Annotated in this window: 16 protein-coding genes; 15 read left to right on the plus strand and 1 reads right to left on the minus strand. The window is 38.2% G+C overall.

Going from position 1 to position 17,306, the window contains the following annotated elements:
• Positions 1 to 59 precede the first annotated feature (59 nt).
• Positions 60 to 1,400 carry an MATE family efflux transporter gene (locus FFM61_RS01025; protein WP_074428016.1) on the plus strand — a complete coding sequence of 447 codons (1,341 nt, stop codon included), beginning with the start codon at positions 60 to 62 and terminating at the stop codon, positions 1,398 to 1,400.
• Positions 1,401 to 1,472: 72 nt separating this feature from the next.
• Here FFM61_RS01025 and FFM61_RS01030 read toward each other — a convergent pair whose 3' ends face one another.
• Positions 1,473 to 2,555, minus strand: coding sequence for a GntR family transcriptional regulator (locus FFM61_RS01030; RefSeq protein WP_074428015.1), 1,083 nt, complete (start codon positions 2,553 to 2,555; stop codon positions 1,473 to 1,475).
• Between the two features lie 226 nt (positions 2,556 to 2,781).
• On the opposite strand from FFM61_RS01030, the gene FFM61_RS01035 reads away from it, so the two are divergent.
• The 14 genes from FFM61_RS01035 (at position 2,782) to FFM61_RS01100 (ending at position 17,171) form a co-directional block, all read left to right on the plus strand.
• On the plus strand, positions 2,782 to 4,395 hold the full coding sequence (locus tag FFM61_RS01035; RefSeq protein ID WP_074428014.1) for a xylulokinase: 1,614 nt from the start codon (positions 2,782 to 2,784) through the stop codon (positions 4,393 to 4,395).
• Positions 4,396 to 4,398: 3 nt separating this feature from the next.
• Positions 4,399 to 5,094, plus strand: coding sequence for an L-ribulose-5-phosphate 4-epimerase (locus FFM61_RS01040; RefSeq protein ID WP_074428013.1), 696 nt, complete (start codon positions 4,399 to 4,401; stop codon positions 5,092 to 5,094).
• A gap of 45 nt (positions 5,095 to 5,139) precedes the next feature.
• Positions 5,140 to 6,564 carry an L-arabinose isomerase gene (gene araA, locus FFM61_RS01045; RefSeq protein ID WP_074428012.1) on the plus strand — a complete coding sequence of 475 codons (1,425 nt, stop codon included), beginning with the start codon at positions 5,140 to 5,142 and terminating at the stop codon, positions 6,562 to 6,564.
• Positions 6,565 to 6,750: 186 nt separating this feature from the next.
• Positions 6,751 to 7,599 (plus strand): aldo/keto reductase, encoded by an 849-nt coding sequence (locus FFM61_RS01050; protein WP_074428011.1) that lies wholly within the window; start codon positions 6,751 to 6,753, stop codon positions 7,597 to 7,599.
• A 164-nt stretch (positions 7,600 to 7,763) separates the two neighbouring features.
• Positions 7,764 to 8,000 carry a hypothetical protein gene (locus tag FFM61_RS01055; protein ID WP_137604586.1) on the plus strand — a complete coding sequence of 79 codons (237 nt, stop codon included), beginning with the start codon at positions 7,764 to 7,766 and terminating at the stop codon, positions 7,998 to 8,000.
• A gap of 13 nt (positions 8,001 to 8,013) precedes the next feature.
• A complete protein-coding gene (locus FFM61_RS01060) occupies positions 8,014 to 8,271 on the plus strand; it encodes a hypothetical protein (protein WP_074428009.1) in 258 nt (85 codons plus the stop codon).
• A 302-nt stretch (positions 8,272 to 8,573) separates the two neighbouring features.
• Positions 8,574 to 9,305: an amino acid ABC transporter ATP-binding protein gene (locus FFM61_RS01065; protein ID WP_074428008.1), complete on the plus strand. Its 732-nt coding sequence runs from the start codon at positions 8,574 to 8,576 to the stop codon at positions 9,303 to 9,305.
• A gap of 16 nt (positions 9,306 to 9,321) precedes the next feature.
• Complete coding sequence (locus tag FFM61_RS01070) at positions 9,322 to 10,803, plus strand: ABC transporter substrate-binding protein/permease (protein WP_074428007.1); 1,482 nt, start codon at positions 9,322 to 9,324, stop codon at positions 10,801 to 10,803.
• 193 nt (positions 10,804 to 10,996) lie between these two features.
• Positions 10,997 to 11,491, plus strand: coding sequence for an aminoacyl-tRNA deacylase (locus FFM61_RS01075; protein ID WP_074428006.1), 495 nt, complete (start codon positions 10,997 to 10,999; stop codon positions 11,489 to 11,491).
• A 2-nt stretch (positions 11,492 to 11,493) separates the two neighbouring features.
• Positions 11,494 to 12,207, plus strand: a complete 714-nt coding sequence (locus tag FFM61_RS01080; RefSeq protein WP_074428005.1) for a hypothetical protein — start codon at positions 11,494 to 11,496, stop codon at positions 12,205 to 12,207.
• A gap of 20 nt (positions 12,208 to 12,227) precedes the next feature.
• Entirely contained in the window at positions 12,228 to 12,896 is a 669-nt protein-coding gene (locus tag FFM61_RS01085; RefSeq protein ID WP_074428004.1) for an HD domain-containing protein, read from the plus strand.
• An 88-nt stretch (positions 12,897 to 12,984) separates the two neighbouring features.
• Positions 12,985 to 13,716: a GntR family transcriptional regulator gene (locus FFM61_RS01090; protein ID WP_074428003.1), complete on the plus strand. Its 732-nt coding sequence runs from the start codon at positions 12,985 to 12,987 to the stop codon at positions 13,714 to 13,716.
• A gap of 147 nt (positions 13,717 to 13,863) precedes the next feature.
• Positions 13,864 to 16,323: a phosphoketolase family protein gene (locus FFM61_RS01095; protein ID WP_074428002.1), complete on the plus strand. Its 2,460-nt coding sequence runs from the start codon at positions 13,864 to 13,866 to the stop codon at positions 16,321 to 16,323.
• Between the two features lie 122 nt (positions 16,324 to 16,445).
• Positions 16,446 to 17,171, plus strand: a complete 726-nt coding sequence (locus tag FFM61_RS01100; protein ID WP_074428001.1) for a DUF4811 domain-containing protein — start codon at positions 16,446 to 16,448, stop codon at positions 17,169 to 17,171.
• The last annotated feature ends 135 nt before the right edge of the window (positions 17,172 to 17,306 follow it).

A 17,306-nucleotide genomic window follows, 5' to 3' on the forward strand; every position in this document is an offset into this window, starting at 1 on the left:
AATTATTCTATACTTTAACCTAATGTTAATGTGAGTTTAGTAAGTGAGGAGCAGTGAATATGCAAGATCTAACAAGTGGAAAACCCACTAAAGTTATTCTGATGTTTGCCATCCCGCTAATGATAGGGAATATGGTACAACAACTGTATAATATTTCTGATACGCTGATTGTTGGGCAGACATTAGGTGTTAATTCATTGGCTGCAGTTGGTGCAACGGGAAGCATTCAATTTTTAATTATGGGTTTCGTGCAAGGATTTAGTTCTGGAATGGCAATTATTACGGCGCAACGATTTGGTGCGCAAGATGTACGTGGCGTACGAGAGTCATATGCAACTAGTATCATTGCAGGTGTAATCATGTCGATTATTCTAACTGTCGTTAGTTTGGTATTTTTAGACGTATTATTAAATGTGATGCAAATGCCAGCTGCAATTTATGATGAAGCTAAGCTCTTTATTGGTATTATTTTGTCCGGAACTATTATGACGATGGGGTATAATGTCATTTCAAATGCGATGCGTGCAGTGGGTGATAGTAAGGCGCCTCTATACTACCTGATTATAGGTATGATCGTTAATGTGACATTAGAATTATTGTTGATTCTAAAATTTCATTGGGGTGTTGAAGGAGCAGCAACGGCGACGGTGTTTGCACAATTCGTCTCAGTTGCCATTTCGCATTGGCATATTACAAAATTTAACGATACATTAAGACTTGGCTGGTCAGATTTTAAATTACCAGTGGGTGATTTGAAAAAACATTTGTTGGCTGGATTACCAATGGGTTTCCAACAATCAATTATTGCAATTGGAGCCGTGACATTAGCAACGGCAGTTAATACATTAGGAACGGATGCCGTAGCTGCGAATACGGCAGCTTCTAAGGTTGACCAAATCAGTACGCAACTTCTAATGTCAATTGGTGTTGCAATGGCTACTTATACGGCACAAAACTTTGGTGCTGGCAAGTATGATCGTATTCTAGAAGGTGTTAAAAAGTCGTTAACAATTTCAATTAGTTTAAGTTTTGTACTCGGGGCAATCGAAGTTATTTTCGGTCGCCAATTGGTTACTTTATTCGTGGGTGCTGGGCAACATGAAGTTATGAATTTGGCACAAGAATTTTTCTGGGCAAATGGACCATTCTACTTTATTCTAAGTACACTATTCATTTTGCGTTATACATTGCAAGGATTAGGGGATGTACGAACACCAACTTATGCTGGTATGGGTGAAATGGTTATGCGTTCTGTTACAGCCTTTTCATTGGTAACTTGGTTTGGTTTCTTCGGAGCCAGTTTAGCTAATCCATTGGCCTGGTTAGGATCGTTATTATTCTTGATTCCGGCCTGGCGTCGTATGGTGAAAAAATTAAGAGGCATGAAAAGTGCAGTTTAAATAATATAAATATTGTTGTATGAAAAAGCAGGCAAGGAAAAGCTTATATTTTCCTTGCCTGCTATTTTTTTGTTATTTCGATTTTACAGATGAATTACGAACAATGATATCTGGCTCATAAATGATGTCATGACCAGGTTGTCCATTGATAATATCAAGAAGTATCTGTGCAGCATCGCGCCCCATCTTACGTTTAGGATGACGATTAGTGGTTAGACTAGGGGTCATGTAAGATGACAAACCGTAATCGTCAAAGCCAACAATGGCAATGTCTTCAGGAATTCTAAAGCCCAGCGATTTAATTAAATCACTGGTTTGGATTGCTAATGAATCATTGTATAAGGCTAATGCCGTTGGTCGATTAGGCATTTCTAAATAAGTTTCGATTTTATTTAAAATTAAGGTATTATTTTCTTCATCATTTGATTGGTACATGATGAGGTTGCTATCCAGTGCGTAGTCAGGCTGAGTTTGAAATGCCTTATAAAAACCTTGCATACGATGGGCACCTTGAATATCGTCAACTTTGAAGACGCCTAAAATACGTTTGTGACCTTGTGAGATGAGATGTTCGACCAACTGGGATTCTGCTTCAATATCGTTAATCCCTAGGTAATTGAAGTTGAGATTATCATACGTAGAATTAATAAAAACCGTTGGAATGTTCAGCTTTTTAATTTGATCATACAAATCTTTATTAGGATTTGGTAATGCTGACATTGTTGGTTCAATGATTAGTCCACTAACACCACTTTCAATGATACGTAATAAACTACGGCGTTCACGGTCGAAAGTATTGTGAGTATTACTGATAAATAAAGCATAGCCGGCATCAGAAATCACTTGGTCAATACCGCTGATTATTTCTGGAAAAATATAATCTGCTAGATGGGTTGTGACAACACCAATGACTTTATTTTCAGTTTTAACAGCGGGTACTTTTTTCCAATCATTTACATACATCCCATCACCTTGAATGCGATATAAGTAGTGTTCTTGTTCTAGTCCTGCAGTAGCGCGTCTAACAGTATAACGGCTCACATTGTATTGTTCAGTTAGGTTTGCTTCAGTTGGTAATTTATCACCAATTACAAATTTACCAGAAATAATATCATTGCGGAGCCCTTTTTTGACGATGTCATACTTTGTATCCATAATGTGCCCCCGTTTTTAAACATAGATAATAAGTCTCATTATACAAAAAAAATTACCTATAAAAAAGTGCGCAATCACCCCGTCTGATAAGGAATCAAAAAGTAAAGAATTATTTGTACATACAAATTTTTGATTTTTAACTTGATTTGTACGTACAATTGTTTTATTATAATATTTGTAAACGGTTACAAATACGAAAAAGTTCTCATCTGAAGGGAATAAAGTAATGAATAAAGAACAAATTCAAGAACAAATTACAACAGGGAAAGCCGCTTTGGGGGTTGAGTTTGGTTCTACTCGTATTAAGGCAGTGCTAGTCGCAACTGATTATTCAGTCATTGCGGTTGGTAGCCATAATTGGGAGAACAAGCTTGAAGGTGGTGTTTGGACATACTCATTAGAAGATGTCTGGACAGGTTTACAAAGCGCTTATAAAAATTTAACAGAAGTCATTGATGATGAATACGGTGTAAAAGTGACACGTTTGGCATCGTTTGGTATCGCAGCTATGATGCACGGTTATTTAGCCTTTGATAAAGATGATCAATTGCTAGTGCCATTCCGTACGTGGCGTAATGCTATTACTGGTCAAGCGGCTGCTGAGTTAACAGAAATGTTTGATTTTAATATTCCACAACGTTGGAGTATTGCACACTTGTACCAAGCAATTCTAAATCAAGAAACGCATGTCAAGGAAATCAATTTTTTCACCACATTAGCTGGTTATGTTCATTGGCGTTTGACTGGTGAAAAGGTGATTGGTATTGGGGATGCATCAGGTATTTTCCCAATTGATTCAAACACAAATGACTACAATCAAGAGATGATTGATAAATTTAGCTCATTAAAGACAGTGCAACAATATTTGTGGGAATTACGAAATATTTTGCCAACTGTGAAAGTGGCTGGTGTTGAAGCTGGTAACCTAACAGAAGCTGGGGCTAAGTTACTGGATCCATCTGGGACACTACAAAGTGGAGCAGTTGCAGCAGCGCCTGAAGGAGATGCTGGAACTGGTATGGTTTCAACTAATTCAGTTAAGCAACGCACGGCTAATGTATCTGCTGGAACATCAGCCTTTGCGATGGTTGTTTTGGAAAAAGAATTGTCACAAGTTAATGAAAATATTGATATGGTGACAACGCCAGATGGCTCAGCTGTTGCCATGGTGCACATTAATAACAGTACGTCAGAAATTAATTCTTGGGCGCGTGTCTTTACAGAGTTCGCAGCAGCCGTTGGCGCAACAGTAACTGGTGGTGAAATCTTTAGTGCATTGTTTAACAGCGTATTAAAGGCTGATCCTGATGCAGGTGGGTTACTAAGCTATGGATATCATTCAGGTGAAAACATCACAGGAATGGCTGAAGGACGACCAATGTTTGTCCGTACACCAAATGCAAAGTTTACTTTGGCAAACTTGATGCGCATGCATATCTACAGTGCTTTTGGTGCCATGAAGATTGGCTTGGACGTCTTGGCTAAAGAGCAAGTTGCGATGGATTCGGTCATTGCACAAGGTGGTATTTTCACAACACCAGTTGTTGCACAAAAGATGTTAGCAGGTGTGATGAACACTCCCGTAACATTGATGAAAAACGCGGGTGAAGGTGGTCCATGGGGAATGGCCGTCTTATCACAATTTGTTACCAATCGTACGACTAATCAAACATTAGCTGATTATTTAGATAATGATGCGTTCCAATCACAAGAGAGTACAACAATTGAACCTGATCCAGAAGATGTTGCTGGTTTCGCACAGTTTATGGCCCGTTACGAAGCAGGATTACCAATTGAGCAAACTGCTATTGATCAGATGCCAATTGTTGAGGAGGATTAAATAATGTTAGAAGATGTTAAGCAACGTGTTTATGATGCTAACATGGCTTTGCCTAAGCATGATTTAATTAAATTTACTTGGGGAAATGTTTCAGAAATTGATCGTGAAAGTGGCTTGTTTGTCATTAAGCCTTCAGGGGTACCATATGACGAATTAAAGCCAGAAGATATGGCCGTTGTTGATCTTGAGGGTAAGGTTGTCGAAGGTGATCTTAATCCATCAAGTGATACAGAAACACACCGTGTCCTATACAAGGCATTCCCAGAAGTTGGTGGAATTGTGCATACGCACTCACCATGGGCAGTGTCATTTGCTCAGGCTGGTATTGATTTACCAGCTGCTGGCACGACACATGCGGATACATTCTATGGAGATGTACCGGTTGCTCGCCAGATGACTGAAGAAGAAATTAAAGGCGAGTATGAGTTGGAAACAGGTAATGTGATTGTTGAAACATTTAACAAGCGCGGGATTGATCCAATGGCTGTGCCAGCTGTTTTGGCACAAGATCATGGTCCATTTACTTGGGGACCAACTGCCGATAAAGCTGTATATAATGCAGTGGTGTTGGAAGAGTCAGCTAAAATGGCTTACCATACATTGATGTTGAATCCGCATGGTATTCATGTTTCACAGGCACTATTAGATAAGCATTATTTGCGTAAGCATGGGGCTAATGCTTATTACGGTCAGAAGTAGACGTTTAGTTGTTGTTATTTAGATATTTCAGGGGGAAATAAAATAATGTTAAGCACAGAAAATTACAAGTTTTGGTTTATTACAGGGTCACAATTTTTGTACGGTCCAGAAGTATTAGATAAGGTAGAAGCAAATGCTAAGGATATCGTTGATAAGTTGAACGAATCAGGGAAGCTACCTTACCCAGTAGAGTTTAAGTTAATTGCAACTACTTCAGAAAATATTGCTTCAGCTATGAAGGAAGCTGATTATGATGACTCAGTAGCTGGGGTTATCACTTGGATGCACACCTTCTCACCAGCAAAGAACTGGATTCGCGGAACACAATTGTTGCAAAAGCCATTGCTACATTTCGCAACGCAATATCTACAAGAGCTACCATATGATGATATTGACTTTGATTACATGAATACAAATCAATCAGCCCACGGTGATCGTGAGTATGCATTTATTAATGCACGCCTACGTTTGAACAATAAGATTGTTTATGGTCACTGGTCTGATGAAGAAGTGCAAGCACAAATTGGTAAGTGGATGGACGTTGCAGTTGCCTACAACGAATCATTCAACATCAAAGTTGCAGCATTCGCTGATAAGATGCGTAATGTTGCAGTTACCGATGGTGATAAAATTGAAGCACAAATCAAGTTTGGTTGGCGTGTAGACTACTGGGCAATGGGTGACTTAGTTGCTGAAGTTGATGCTGTTAGCGACGAAGACATTGATGCTAAGTACGAAGAACTACAAGATGTTTACGATTTTGTTGTTGGTGATAATACACCTGAAAAGTTTGAACACAGTGTTAAGTACCAAATCCGTGAATACTTTGGTTTGAAGCGCTTTATGGATGCTCGTGGTTACACAGCATTTACCGATAATTTCGAAGATTTGTATGGTCTAGAACAATTGCCAGGTTTGGCAACACAAATGTTGATGGCTGAAGGTTATGGATTTGCTGGTGAAGGTGACTGGAAGACTGCCGCATTGGCACGCTTGATGAAGGTTATGTCACACAACAAGCACACGGTCTTCATGGAAGATTACACGCTTGATTTGCGTAAGGGTCACGAAGCCATCTTAGGATCACATATGTTAGAAGTTGATCCAACAATTGCTTCTGATAAGCCACGAGTTGAAGTTCATCCAATGGATATTGGTGGTAAGGCTGATCCAGCACGTTTGGTATTTACTGGTATGGAAGGGGATGCTGTCGATGCAACCCTTGCTGATTACGGTGATGAATTCAAGTTGATGTCATATGACGTCAGAGGTAACAAACCTGAAGCAGAGATGCCATTATTGCCAGTTGCAAAGCAATTATGGACACCAAAGCAAGGCTTGCGTGATGGATCAGTTGGTTGGTTGACCCTTGGTGGTGGTCACCACACAGTATTATCATTTGACATTGATTCAGAACAATTATCAGATTTGTCAGCTATGTTTGAATTAACATATGTTGATATCAAGTAATACACACAAAAAAATCTAAAATCTCATTAAAAAAATCTAAAATCTCTCATATTTAAATTGTCGGTAATGGTGTGTCGTTAAAACATATTGTTACTGACTTTTTATGTTATCTGGTATGATATAACATTGAGATGTTAACATATGAATAAGATGAGTCTTCATTTAAAAAGGGGAACAAGAAACACAATGGATATAACAACGAAACTTCAATTAGCAGACGGTTATCAAATGCCACAACAAGGTCTAGGGTTATACAAAGTAACAGATCAAGAAAACTTAACGCAGGTGGTTAAAACAGCTTGGCAAACAGGATACCGTTTGTTTGATACGGCACAAATGTATCAAAATGAAGCTGAGGTTGGGAATGCTTTGCAGTCATTAGATGTTTCTCGAGAAGATTATTTTGTGACAACAAAGGTTGCTGAAATGAATCAAGGTTACGATGCAACGCTTGCTTCAGTTGAACAATCATTAAAAGACTTGCAGATGGATTATGTGGACTTATTAATGGTGCATTGGCCATTGCATGAACAATTCTTTGATACTTGGCGTGCATTTGAACGCTTGCAAGAAGAAGGACTTGTGAAGTCCATCGGAACCTCAAATTTTGGTATGATTCATTTGCAATATTTGGCCACGCAGGCCAATGAAATGCCGGTAGTGAATCAAATTGAGAACCACCCTCATTTGGTACAACCTGAATTACGCAATTTTTTGCGAGAAAATGATATCGTGACGCAAGCTTGGGCACCACTTGGGCGCGGGTCTGTTTTGGCTGAACCAGTCATTGTTGAAATTGCTAAGAAATATCACAAGTCACCAGCCCAAGTCGTTTTGCGCTGGCATTTGGCGAATGGCACCAGTATTATTCCTAAATCAGTTCATCCACAACGAGTAATCGAAAATGGGGACGTCTATGACTTCTCATTGACAGTGGAAGAAATGATGGCAATTGCTAATTTGAATAATTTTACCCGGATTAGTCAAGAACCAGAACAAGTGTATGAACGTGGTAGTCAATACCCACACCATTAGATAAGTAAAACTAATTATATAGTAGACCGAATCAACGTTATTTTGATTCGGTTTATTTTTTTGCAATTTATGTGACATTTTAAAGGCTTTAAATCGTTAGTATAAGTGTCAGCAAATTAGCTGATGTTTTGAATGGCCATTCGATAAAAAAATAAGGAGACTGCATGATGGTAGAAAATAAGAAAAACCAGGTAGAGGCAATTAAGGTAAAGATTATCGGTAAGGGTCCCAATGATTTAGTTGTAAATCGGCAATTTTTTGTCAAAAAGGGTACGACACTTATGGAACTGTCAGAACTAGCCCGAATTGTTGAGTTGCTTGGTGTAGAAGAAAAAATCGAGAAGATTATTACAATAGATACGAAAGAACACGCATTGGAATCCACAAAAGTTAGTCAATAAGGAGGAAATAGTGATGGATCAAGTATTGGAATTATCATTTATGGCTAAGGGAAATACTGCAACGTCAAAAAAGGTGACAGTGATGAAGTTAAAGAATCCGGATGTCACATTGACCCAGGAGATGGTATATCAAGCGATGTTAAAGTTAGCTGATTTATTATTCTTGGTAAACGCAAAAGGTGAGTCGGTGACTTTGGGCACACCTTACATGGCGCAATTAGCCAGTACAAATAAAAAAACACTTTTTGAGATGACACAAAAACTCGCTTAATTAAAATGAAAACACTGGATATTACATGTTGCAATGTATATATTCAGTGTTTTTTGTATAATCAAAACTAATATAAGGCGTTTTTTGAATTTTTATTGCATAAATTATCGTTAAGTGCTAATATTTATACATTGATAACGAATAGTAGTTGGGCAGTAGTCGTTTGGATGAGTAAAAAAGAGGTATATGTGCTTCTTTATTGCATAAAAAATATGCTTATAAGCAATTTTAACCCTGTTTATTGCATATAATTTCAGTTACTGTTAGTGTTTTATGGATCAGCAATAGATGGGAGTCAAAATATGGCAATTTTAGAAATAAAAGATTTACATAAAGAGTACGGTGGTAATACAGTATTAAAGTCAATTAATGCTGGGGTTGAAGAAGGTGATGTTATTGCAATTTTAGGGCCTTCTGGTACGGGAAAATCAACATTATTACGTGAGTTAAACATGTTAGAACATCCAACATCAGGTGCTGTGATTTTTGACGGTCAAGATATTACACAAGCCAACGAAGCACAACTTGATAAGATTCGGCAGGAGTTAGGAATGGTTTTTCAAAGCTTTAACCTTTTCCCTAATATGACTGTTTTGGATAATGTCAAAATTGCATTGGTAAAGGTTAAGGGTGTTGCTGATAGTGAAGCAACTAAAACAGCTGAGAAATTTTTGGCGAAAGTGGGCGTAGCAGATAAAGCAAATGTTTATCCAGCATCATTATCTGGTGGACAACAGCAACGTGTCGCGATTGCTCGAGCATTGGCCATGAATCCTAAAATTATGTTGTTTGATGAACCAACATCAGCATTAGATCCTGAAATGGTTGGAGAAGTCTTGAAAACAATGCGTGAATTAGCGCTAGAAGGTATGACAATGCTTGTCGTAACTCACGAAATGGGCTTTGCTCGTGAAGTGGCTTCAAAAATTTGGTTTATGAGTGATGGCGAAATGACAGCTTACAATACGCCAAATAACTTTTTTGAAAATTCAGATTCAGAACGTGTACAGAGTTTCTTAGCGAAGATGTTGTAAGAGAGGCATTTTATTTATGAAAAAATGGGTAAAAAAATTAGTCATGTTAGCCATGACCGTTGGTTTGGTAATGAGTAGTGGGCTAGGTATTGTGGGCATTTCATCCGTAAGTGCTGCACAATCTGATCCAACGTTAGACCGAATTAAGAAGTCGGGAAAGTTAGTTGTCGGAACATCAGCTGACTATGCTCCCTATGAATTCCATACAACTGAAAATGGTAAAGATAAGATTGTTGGATTTGATATTGCGGCGGCTCGTGAAATCGGTAAGCAACTAGGTGTTAAAACTGAAATTCAAGAAATGAGTTTTGATGCTTTGCTTGGTGCGGTTAAAACTGGCAAAGTTGATGTGGTTGTTGCCGGTATGACTGAAACACCAGAAAGAGCACAAGAAGTTAATTTCTCAAAACCGTATTTTGTTGATAAAAACGTTGTGTTAACCTTGAAAGAAAATAAAGATAAGTGGGCAACCTTAGACCAATTACGTTCAGCCAAGTTAGCTGCACAGGTTTCTTCTAAACAGGACGACTTAGCACATGAATTAACTGATAAAAACGTTGTTTCATTGAAAAAGATTACCGATGAAGTGACGCAATTAACACAAAAGAAAGTTGATGGCGTTGTTGTTGCAAGTACAACTGCTAAAAGTTATCTAGAGCAAAGTAATCAATTTGCTGTTTCACCAGCTAAATTACCAGGGATTAGCAATGGATCATCTGTTGTTATGAATAAAAACGCCACGGTCTTGCAGGCAAAAATTGATAAAATTTTGGATGACCATATTATTGGGGCACCATTAAAGAAAATGCAAGATGATGCTATTAAGCAAATGAATAAGCAAGAGTCATTTTTCCAAAAGTATGCACCTTACTTTATTAAAGGAACAGGATATACAATTGGATTAGCTGTTATTGGTGTGCTATTTGGTATTATATTAGGAATTATTTTTGCTTTGATGAAGTTGTCATCTGTCAAGGTGCTAAGATGGTTAGCTGCTGCTTATATTGAAGCAGTTCGTGGTGTACCATTATTGATTCAAGTATTTATTGTTTATTTTGGAACGCAAGCAATTGGGTTGAACGTTTCAAGTTTCTTAGCTGGTGCAATCGCCATGTTTTTAAATTCAGGTGCGTATGTTGCCGAAATTATTCGTTCAGGAATACAAGCAGTGCCTAATGGTCAAACTGAAGCAGCCCGTTCATTGGGATTTACTAAGGGGCAAACAATGCGTTACATGGTGTTACCACAAGCCATTAAGAATATTTTGCCAGCTTTGGGTAATGAATTTGTCACGGTTATTAAAGAAGGTTCAGTTGTCTCAGTTATTGGGGTAGGTGAACTAACCTTCCAAACATCAGTCGTCCAGGGTGCTTCGTTTAAGCCATTTATTCCACTGATGATTACAGCTGTCATTTACTTCATTTTGACGTTTGGTATTAGTCGTTTGTTGAATTTGTTTGAAAAGAAATTACGTAAGTCAGATAAGACTTTGGGTTAATAGTATAGATTAAAAGCATAAAATAATTGTTTTAAACAAAGACATCAATCTACTATTTATAAAATGGTTAGATTGATGTCTTTTAAATATAACAAAAGGTGTAACTATAACGCCTTTTGTTATATTCTTATATATGTAAAAAAGTACAATTTGATTAACATATTAAAATAGATAAAAAGCAAGGAGAGACTGCATGGCAAAGAAGCGACGTATTAAGAAAAATTTAGTTGAGCAAATTTTAGATAAAGCAGATATTCCATATGAAACCATTGTGTTTTCTGGTGGTATGCAACGTAATCAGTCCGAATTAGATGCCTATGGGCTAACTGATCACGATATCTACAAAACATTAGCTTTAGAAGGTAATGTTACGGGACCAGTGATTGGAATTGTACCAGTTGATGACCATCTGAATGAAAAGAAGTTAGCTGCTGTATCAGGTAATAAGCGCGTTGATATGATTCCGACAAAAGATTTACAAAAAACGACAGGGTATGTGCATGGTGCTAATAATCCAGTCGGAATATGGCAAACTAAGAAATTCCCAATTTATTTTGACGATAGTGCCAAACAAGCAGGTATGATTACAATATCAGCTGGTGAAATTGGCCGATCAATTCGCATCGATGCAGTTGCGTTAGCTGAATTTGTGCACGGTCAATTTGCGCCGATTAGTACGGACGAATAAATATGATGGAAATGATGATTGGGCGTTCAATCATTTGGGTGCTCTTGATTTTTTTAATTATGCCTTTAGCTGCAAGTTATGTCATTTCATGGTTGACGATGAAGTCTCAACGGCATTTAATGTTGCGCTTTGGTCAACATGCGCCATTTATTTTTAGTTGGCTGGGGACAATCGTTCATGAATTAGCACACGCATTATTAGCACTGTTGTTTGGTCATCATCTTGATAAAATCGTGTTGTTAACAAATCCTTTTAAATCAGATAAAGACAGACGATTAGGCTATGTAGACCATTCATGGCATTCGCATAATCTTTATCAACGTCTGGGTAATTTTTTTATTGGGTTAGCGCCAATGTTGGTGATTTCTTTGGTTACCGGGATAATAACGCAAATTTTATGGCCAAATTTATTTGACATTCAAACACTGGGGTGGCATGTTTTTGTGGGTGTACCTGGTTGGCAAATTGTGATTTGGATATGTCTGATATTCAATCTAAACTTGGGGATGAATATTAGTTCAGCTGACTGGCATAATGTATGGCAAGGCTTGACAGTGTACATCATGTTTTTGTTAATTGTGGGTCTAATTCTCGGATTGTTTATTATAGATGATGCTCTGATTTGGGAAACAGTTGGATATTGGTTGGCCATGACGTGGTTAATCAATTTTGGCATTAGTTTAGTTATTATGGGTCTGACGAGTATATTAGTATAGCAGAATGATGGGGGAATAAGATGGGATATGATGAAGCAGAAAAGTTAACACACATTAAAGAATTTACGAAAAAAGTTTTGCAAAGTGACAAGACTGGTCATGATATGACACACATTGAACGAGTATTGGCGATGACTCAGCACATATTAGTGACAGAACCAACTGCAAATGCTTTTGTGGCACAAGCAGCAGCCCTTTTACATGATACTTATGATGACAAATTATTTGATGATGTAGAGTTAGCAAAAGCACGTGTGATCAAGCTATTAACAGATATTGCGGTACCAGCTGAACAACAAGTTGATATTTTTAATATCATTGACAATATGTCATGGAGTAAACAACGTTTTGGTAAACCAGTAAGATTATCGTTAGCGGGCAAAATTGTCCAAGATGCAGATCGTTTAGATGCTATTGGTGCGATTGCAATTGCCCGCGCAATCCAATTTGGTGCTATTAAAGGTGATCCTTTATATGACCCTGCGATGCCACCGCGTCGAATCGCAACTAAGGCGGCTTATCGTAAAGGTGAAGGTAATACCGTTATCAACCATTTTTACGAAAAATTATTTCTACTGAAAGATTATTTGAATACGCTCGAAGGACAACGAATTGGTATTGAACGTGATCGGATTATGCATGATTTTGTGAATCAATTTGAAAAAGAATGGCAACAAAAAGATTATTAAAATAAGCGAACAAGAAAGTGGTCGATCAATTTTTGGTTGGACCACTTTTATGTTATGATTATACCTTGTAACGAACAGGAGGTTAACAATGGCCAAAGAAGTCCTATATATGAAGGTGCTCAATGATTTAAATAGGCGTATAAATGCCCAAGAGTTTCCTGATTTAAAACTGCCAGATGAACGGTCGTTAGCAACTTCATATGGTGTTTCACGTAGCTCAATTAAACGCGCTTTAAATGTGTTAGTGCGACAAGGTATTATTTTTAAAAAACGTGGTTCGGGTACGTTTGTTAATCCATTGTATTTAAAGAATCAGGGGATGTTTCATGCCGTCGGCCATAACTTAGGTGTTTCTGATGCCTTTCGGTTTAATGGTGAAACGCCTGCAATTAAATTGTTAGTTTTCGAAAAAGATGCTGCCAATGAAGAAGATAAAGAAGCATTATTTTTAAATGAATCAGATGAAGTATATCGCATTAAACGGTTGCGTACTTTGCAAAATCAAGCTTTCATGATTGAAAATGCGGTTATCCCAGTTAAACTACTGCCCGTATTAACGGCTGAAGATATGACGCATTCTATGTTTCAATATGCAGAGCAAACAACAAAGAGAGCTGTAACAAAATCATTTATGACGATTACAGCAGAACCATCACAGGATGAAGATCAAGAGTATTTACAGTTAGGCGCCAATGAACCAGTCGGCATTATGTCTGGTGTGTTTTTCTTGGATGATGGCACACCGTTTGAAGTCGGCCAAATGCGGGTTCATTATAAATACATGCGCTACAATAGTTTCGTTAGTTTGGACGGTGAATAAACTGTTTTTTTGTACCGTAATTGGAACGGTCCAATTGAGAGTTTTTTATTGTACCTAAGTTCAAAATCTGTTATTATAATACTTGTAATCCAGAAGATAACTTCTGCGATATAACCTTTCTCAAAAATAAAAGGAGATTTAATCAAAATGGCAGTAGATTTTGATTCAAAGGCATATCTAGAAAAGGTAGACGCTTGGTGGCGTGCTACCAACTACCTTTCAGCAGGTATGATCTTTTTGAAGAGCAACCCATTATTTTCAGTAACTAACACACCAATTCAAGCGGATGATGTTAAAGTAAAGCCAATCGGTCACTGGGGAACTATCTCAGGACAAACTTTCTTATATGCACATGCTAACCGTTTGATCAACAAGTTTGACTTGGACATGTTCTACATCGGGGGACCTGGTCACGGTGGTCAAGTTATGGTTACGAACTCATACTTGGACGGTACTTATACTGAAAGTTACCCTGAAATTACACAAGATGTTGATGGTATGGCACGTTTGTTCAAGCGTTTCTCATTCCCTGGTGGAATTGGATCACACATGACTGCACAAACACCAGGTTCATTGCACGAAGGTGGTGAGTTAGGTTACTCACTATCTCACGCAACTGGTGCTATTTTGGATAATCCTAACCAAATCGCTTTCACTGTTATTGGTGATGGTGAAGTTGAAACTGGTCCTGCAATGACTGCATGGCACTCAATCAAGTTCATCAACCCTAAGAATGATGGTGCAGTATTGCCAATCTTGGACTTAAACGGATTTAAGATTTCAAATCCAACAATCTTCTCACGTATGAGTGATGAAGAAATTACTAAGTTCTTCGAAGGTTTGGGATACTCACCACGTTTCATCGAAAACGATGATATTCACGACTACATGGCATACCACGAATTGGCTGCTAAGGTATTTGATGACGCTATTTCAGATATCCAAGCTATTCAAAAGGCAGCCCGTGAAGACGGTTGCTACGCTGATGGTGAAATTGCTGCATGGCCTGTTATCATTGCTCGTTTGCCAAAGGGTTGGGGTGGACCCACTCACAACGCAGCTGGTGAACCAATTGAAGATTCATTCCGTGCTCACCAAGTGCCACTTCCTTTGGAACAAGGCAAGATGGATACTTTGCCTGAATTCGAAGAATGGTTGAATTCATACAAGCCAACAGAATTGTTTAATGCTGATGGTTCATTGAAGGCAGAAGTTGCTGAAATTGCTCCAAAGGGCGACAAGCGTATGGCAGCTAATTATGCTGCTAACGGTGGTCGTCGTCGTGGTGATGCACCTACTGATTTGACTTTGCCAAATTGGAAAGACTTTGCTAACGAGATTACTGATGAAACTCGTGGAACTGAATTGGCAGACGGTAGCAAGAACATGGACATGAATGTCTTGTCAAACTACTTTGCTGAAGTTTCAAAGTTGAACCCAACTTCATTCCGTATCTTCGGACCTGACGAAACGATGTCAAATCGTTTGTGGGGTATGTTCGAAGTAACTAACCGTCAATGGATGGAACAAGTTAAGGAACCTAATGACCAACACCAAGCACCTGAAGGTCGTATCTTGGACTCACAATTGTCAGAGCACCAAGCTGAAGGTTGGTTAGAAGCATACACATTGACTGGTCGTGTTGGTGTCTTTGCATCATACGAATCATTCCTACGTGTTGTGGACTCAATGATTACACAACACTTCAAGTGGTTGCGTCATGCTTCAGAACAACCATGGCGTAATGATTATCCATCATTGAACTTGATTTCAACTTCAACTGCTTTCCAACAAGATCACAACGGTTACACTCACCAAGATCCTGGAATGTTGACACACTTGGCTGAAAAGAAGGCTGATTTTATCCGCCAATACTTGCCAGCTGATGGTAACACTTTGTTGGCTGTCTTTGGTCGTGCATTTACTGAACGTCACAAGGTTAACCATGTTGTTGCTTCAAAGCAACCACGTCAACAATGGTTCTCAGTTGATGAAGCTGAAGAATTGGCTACTGAAGGAATCAAGGCTATTGACTGGGCATCAACTGTTGCTGAAGGTCAAGATGCAGATATCGTCTTCGCATCAGCTGGTGTTGAACCAACTATCGAAGCACTTGCTGCATTGCACTTGATCAACGAAGCATTCCCAGCCGTTAAGTTGCGTTACGTAAACGTTGTTGAATTGCACCGTTTGCTAAACAAGAATGGTAAGATGAACCACGAACGTGCATTGTCTGATGAAAAGTTCAACGCATTGTTTGGTGAATCAGGAACACCTGTTATGTTCGCATTCCACGGCTTCGAAGATTTGATTGAATCAATATTCTACGAGCGTGAACACTTAGGTGCTCATGTCCATGGTTACCGTGAAGATGGTGATATTACAACCACTTACGATATGCGTGTATATTCAGAATTGGATCGTTTCCACCAAGCTAAGGAAGCTGCACAAGTTTTGGCTGCCAAGGGTGTTATTGCTGCTGATGAAGCAGAAGCCTTTGATAACAAGATTGATGCTATCTTGGCAAAGCACTTCGAAGTTACTCGTAACGAGGGACATGATATCGAAGAGTTTACTGACTGGAAGTGGACTGCTTTAAACAAGTAATCTACTGATCAGATTATTTTGAATCAATAAAATAGAAAGCTCATAATTACTACTTTTGGTGATTATGAGCTTTTTTTGGTATAATTTAAAAAGGTGAATACGTTTTTTGAAGGAGAAAAATCATGATTGTCTTGTTGGTATTAGGGATTGTTTTGCTGGCTTATGCGGCAATCCAAGGAGTGGTGCATCATCAAGTGCGATGGGTGCCAATTGTCGTTGGTTTATTGTTAACTATTTCTATGAGTTTTGGTGTACGTCATGCGCAAGGACAACATTTTTTGATGTCGAAAGTTCCTTTGACAAAAACACAAAAAATTCAACCTGCAGTTATAGTTAATGATTTTCATTTAATTACAACTGAGCAAGGGGTTGAAAATCGTTTACGTTATACATATAAGACGAATGACAAAACATACCAGACGCTAACGCAACAAGCGAAAGCAGAGGTTGTTGCTGGTAAAAAAGCATCATTGAAGACGACAGTGATGACATATCAAGCCAACTCAACTTGGCGTCGTTTTTTGTTGCTAGGACAGGATACTTTAGAAAAGGGAACGACGACTTATAAGTTGACGTTACCTGAAGGGTGGTATGTTGTACCAGCTAATAAAGTTGATGATCTACAAAAAATGGTTCAAGATAACGAAGGTAAATTAGCTAATCAAGTTCGTGATGAAATCAATAAAGAAGTGACAGTGAAAGTAAAAGCGGATAAAGATTTTGTTGATGATAAAGCAGGACAAGATAAGTTGAAAAATAATGTCATTAAAAAAGTAACGACTGATTCAAATAAGCAATTAAAGGTCGATATGGTTAATCAAATTGCACAATGGCAAAAGAATAACTAATTTAGATGATAGGTAGAACACGCTAAGATTGATACTCTTACACGTGTTCTTTTTTATAAATGACTTTAAATTTTAACGAAATATGTTCGGAAATGTTAAAGTGTGTTATCGTATTTTATAAGAAAAATAGAAATT

This window comes from Weissella hellenica (assembly GCF_005405545.1).
GTDB classification, from domain to species: domain Bacteria; phylum Bacillota; class Bacilli; order Lactobacillales; family Lactobacillaceae; genus Weissella; species Weissella hellenica.

Excerpts from the sequence above, each read along its gene's own strand:
- FFM61_RS01070 (WP_074428007.1), top strand. The coding sequence starts at position 9,322 with ATGAAAAAATGGGTAAAAAAATTAGTCATGTTAGCCATGACCGTTGGT.
- FFM61_RS01075 (WP_074428006.1), top strand. The coding sequence starts at position 10,997 with ATGGCAAAGAAGCGACGTATTAAGAAAAATTTAGTTGAGCAAATTTTA.
- FFM61_RS01065 (WP_074428008.1), top strand. The coding sequence starts at position 8,574 with ATGGCAATTTTAGAAATAAAAGATTTACATAAAGAGTACGGTGGTAAT.
- FFM61_RS01060 (WP_074428009.1), top strand. The coding sequence starts at position 8,014 with ATGGATCAAGTATTGGAATTATCATTTATGGCTAAGGGAAATACTGCA.
- FFM61_RS01055 (WP_137604586.1), top strand. The coding sequence starts at position 7,764 with ATGATGGTAGAAAATAAGAAAAACCAGGTAGAGGCAATTAAGGTAAAG.
- FFM61_RS01095 (WP_074428002.1), top strand. The coding sequence starts at position 13,864 with ATGGCAGTAGATTTTGATTCAAAGGCATATCTAGAAAAGGTAGACGCT.
- FFM61_RS01100 (WP_074428001.1), top strand. The coding sequence starts at position 16,446 with ATGATTGTCTTGTTGGTATTAGGGATTGTTTTGCTGGCTTATGCGGCA.
- FFM61_RS01085 (WP_074428004.1), top strand. The coding sequence starts at position 12,228 with ATGGGATATGATGAAGCAGAAAAGTTAACACACATTAAAGAATTTACG.
- FFM61_RS01050 (WP_074428011.1), top strand. The coding sequence starts at position 6,751 with ATGGATATAACAACGAAACTTCAATTAGCAGACGGTTATCAAATGCCA.
- FFM61_RS01030 (WP_074428015.1), bottom strand. The coding sequence starts at position 2,555 with ATGGATACAAAGTATGACATCGTCAAAAAAGGGCTCCGCAATGATATT.
- FFM61_RS01035 (WP_074428014.1), top strand. The coding sequence starts at position 2,782 with ATGAATAAAGAACAAATTCAAGAACAAATTACAACAGGGAAAGCCGCT.
- araA (WP_074428012.1), top strand. The coding sequence starts at position 5,140 with ATGTTAAGCACAGAAAATTACAAGTTTTGGTTTATTACAGGGTCACAA.
- FFM61_RS01040 (WP_074428013.1), top strand. The coding sequence starts at position 4,399 with ATGTTAGAAGATGTTAAGCAACGTGTTTATGATGCTAACATGGCTTTG.
- FFM61_RS01090 (WP_074428003.1), top strand. The coding sequence starts at position 12,985 with ATGGCCAAAGAAGTCCTATATATGAAGGTGCTCAATGATTTAAATAGG.
- FFM61_RS01025 (WP_074428016.1), top strand. The coding sequence starts at position 60 with ATGCAAGATCTAACAAGTGGAAAACCCACTAAAGTTATTCTGATGTTT.
- FFM61_RS01080 (WP_074428005.1), top strand. The coding sequence starts at position 11,494 with ATGATGGAAATGATGATTGGGCGTTCAATCATTTGGGTGCTCTTGATT.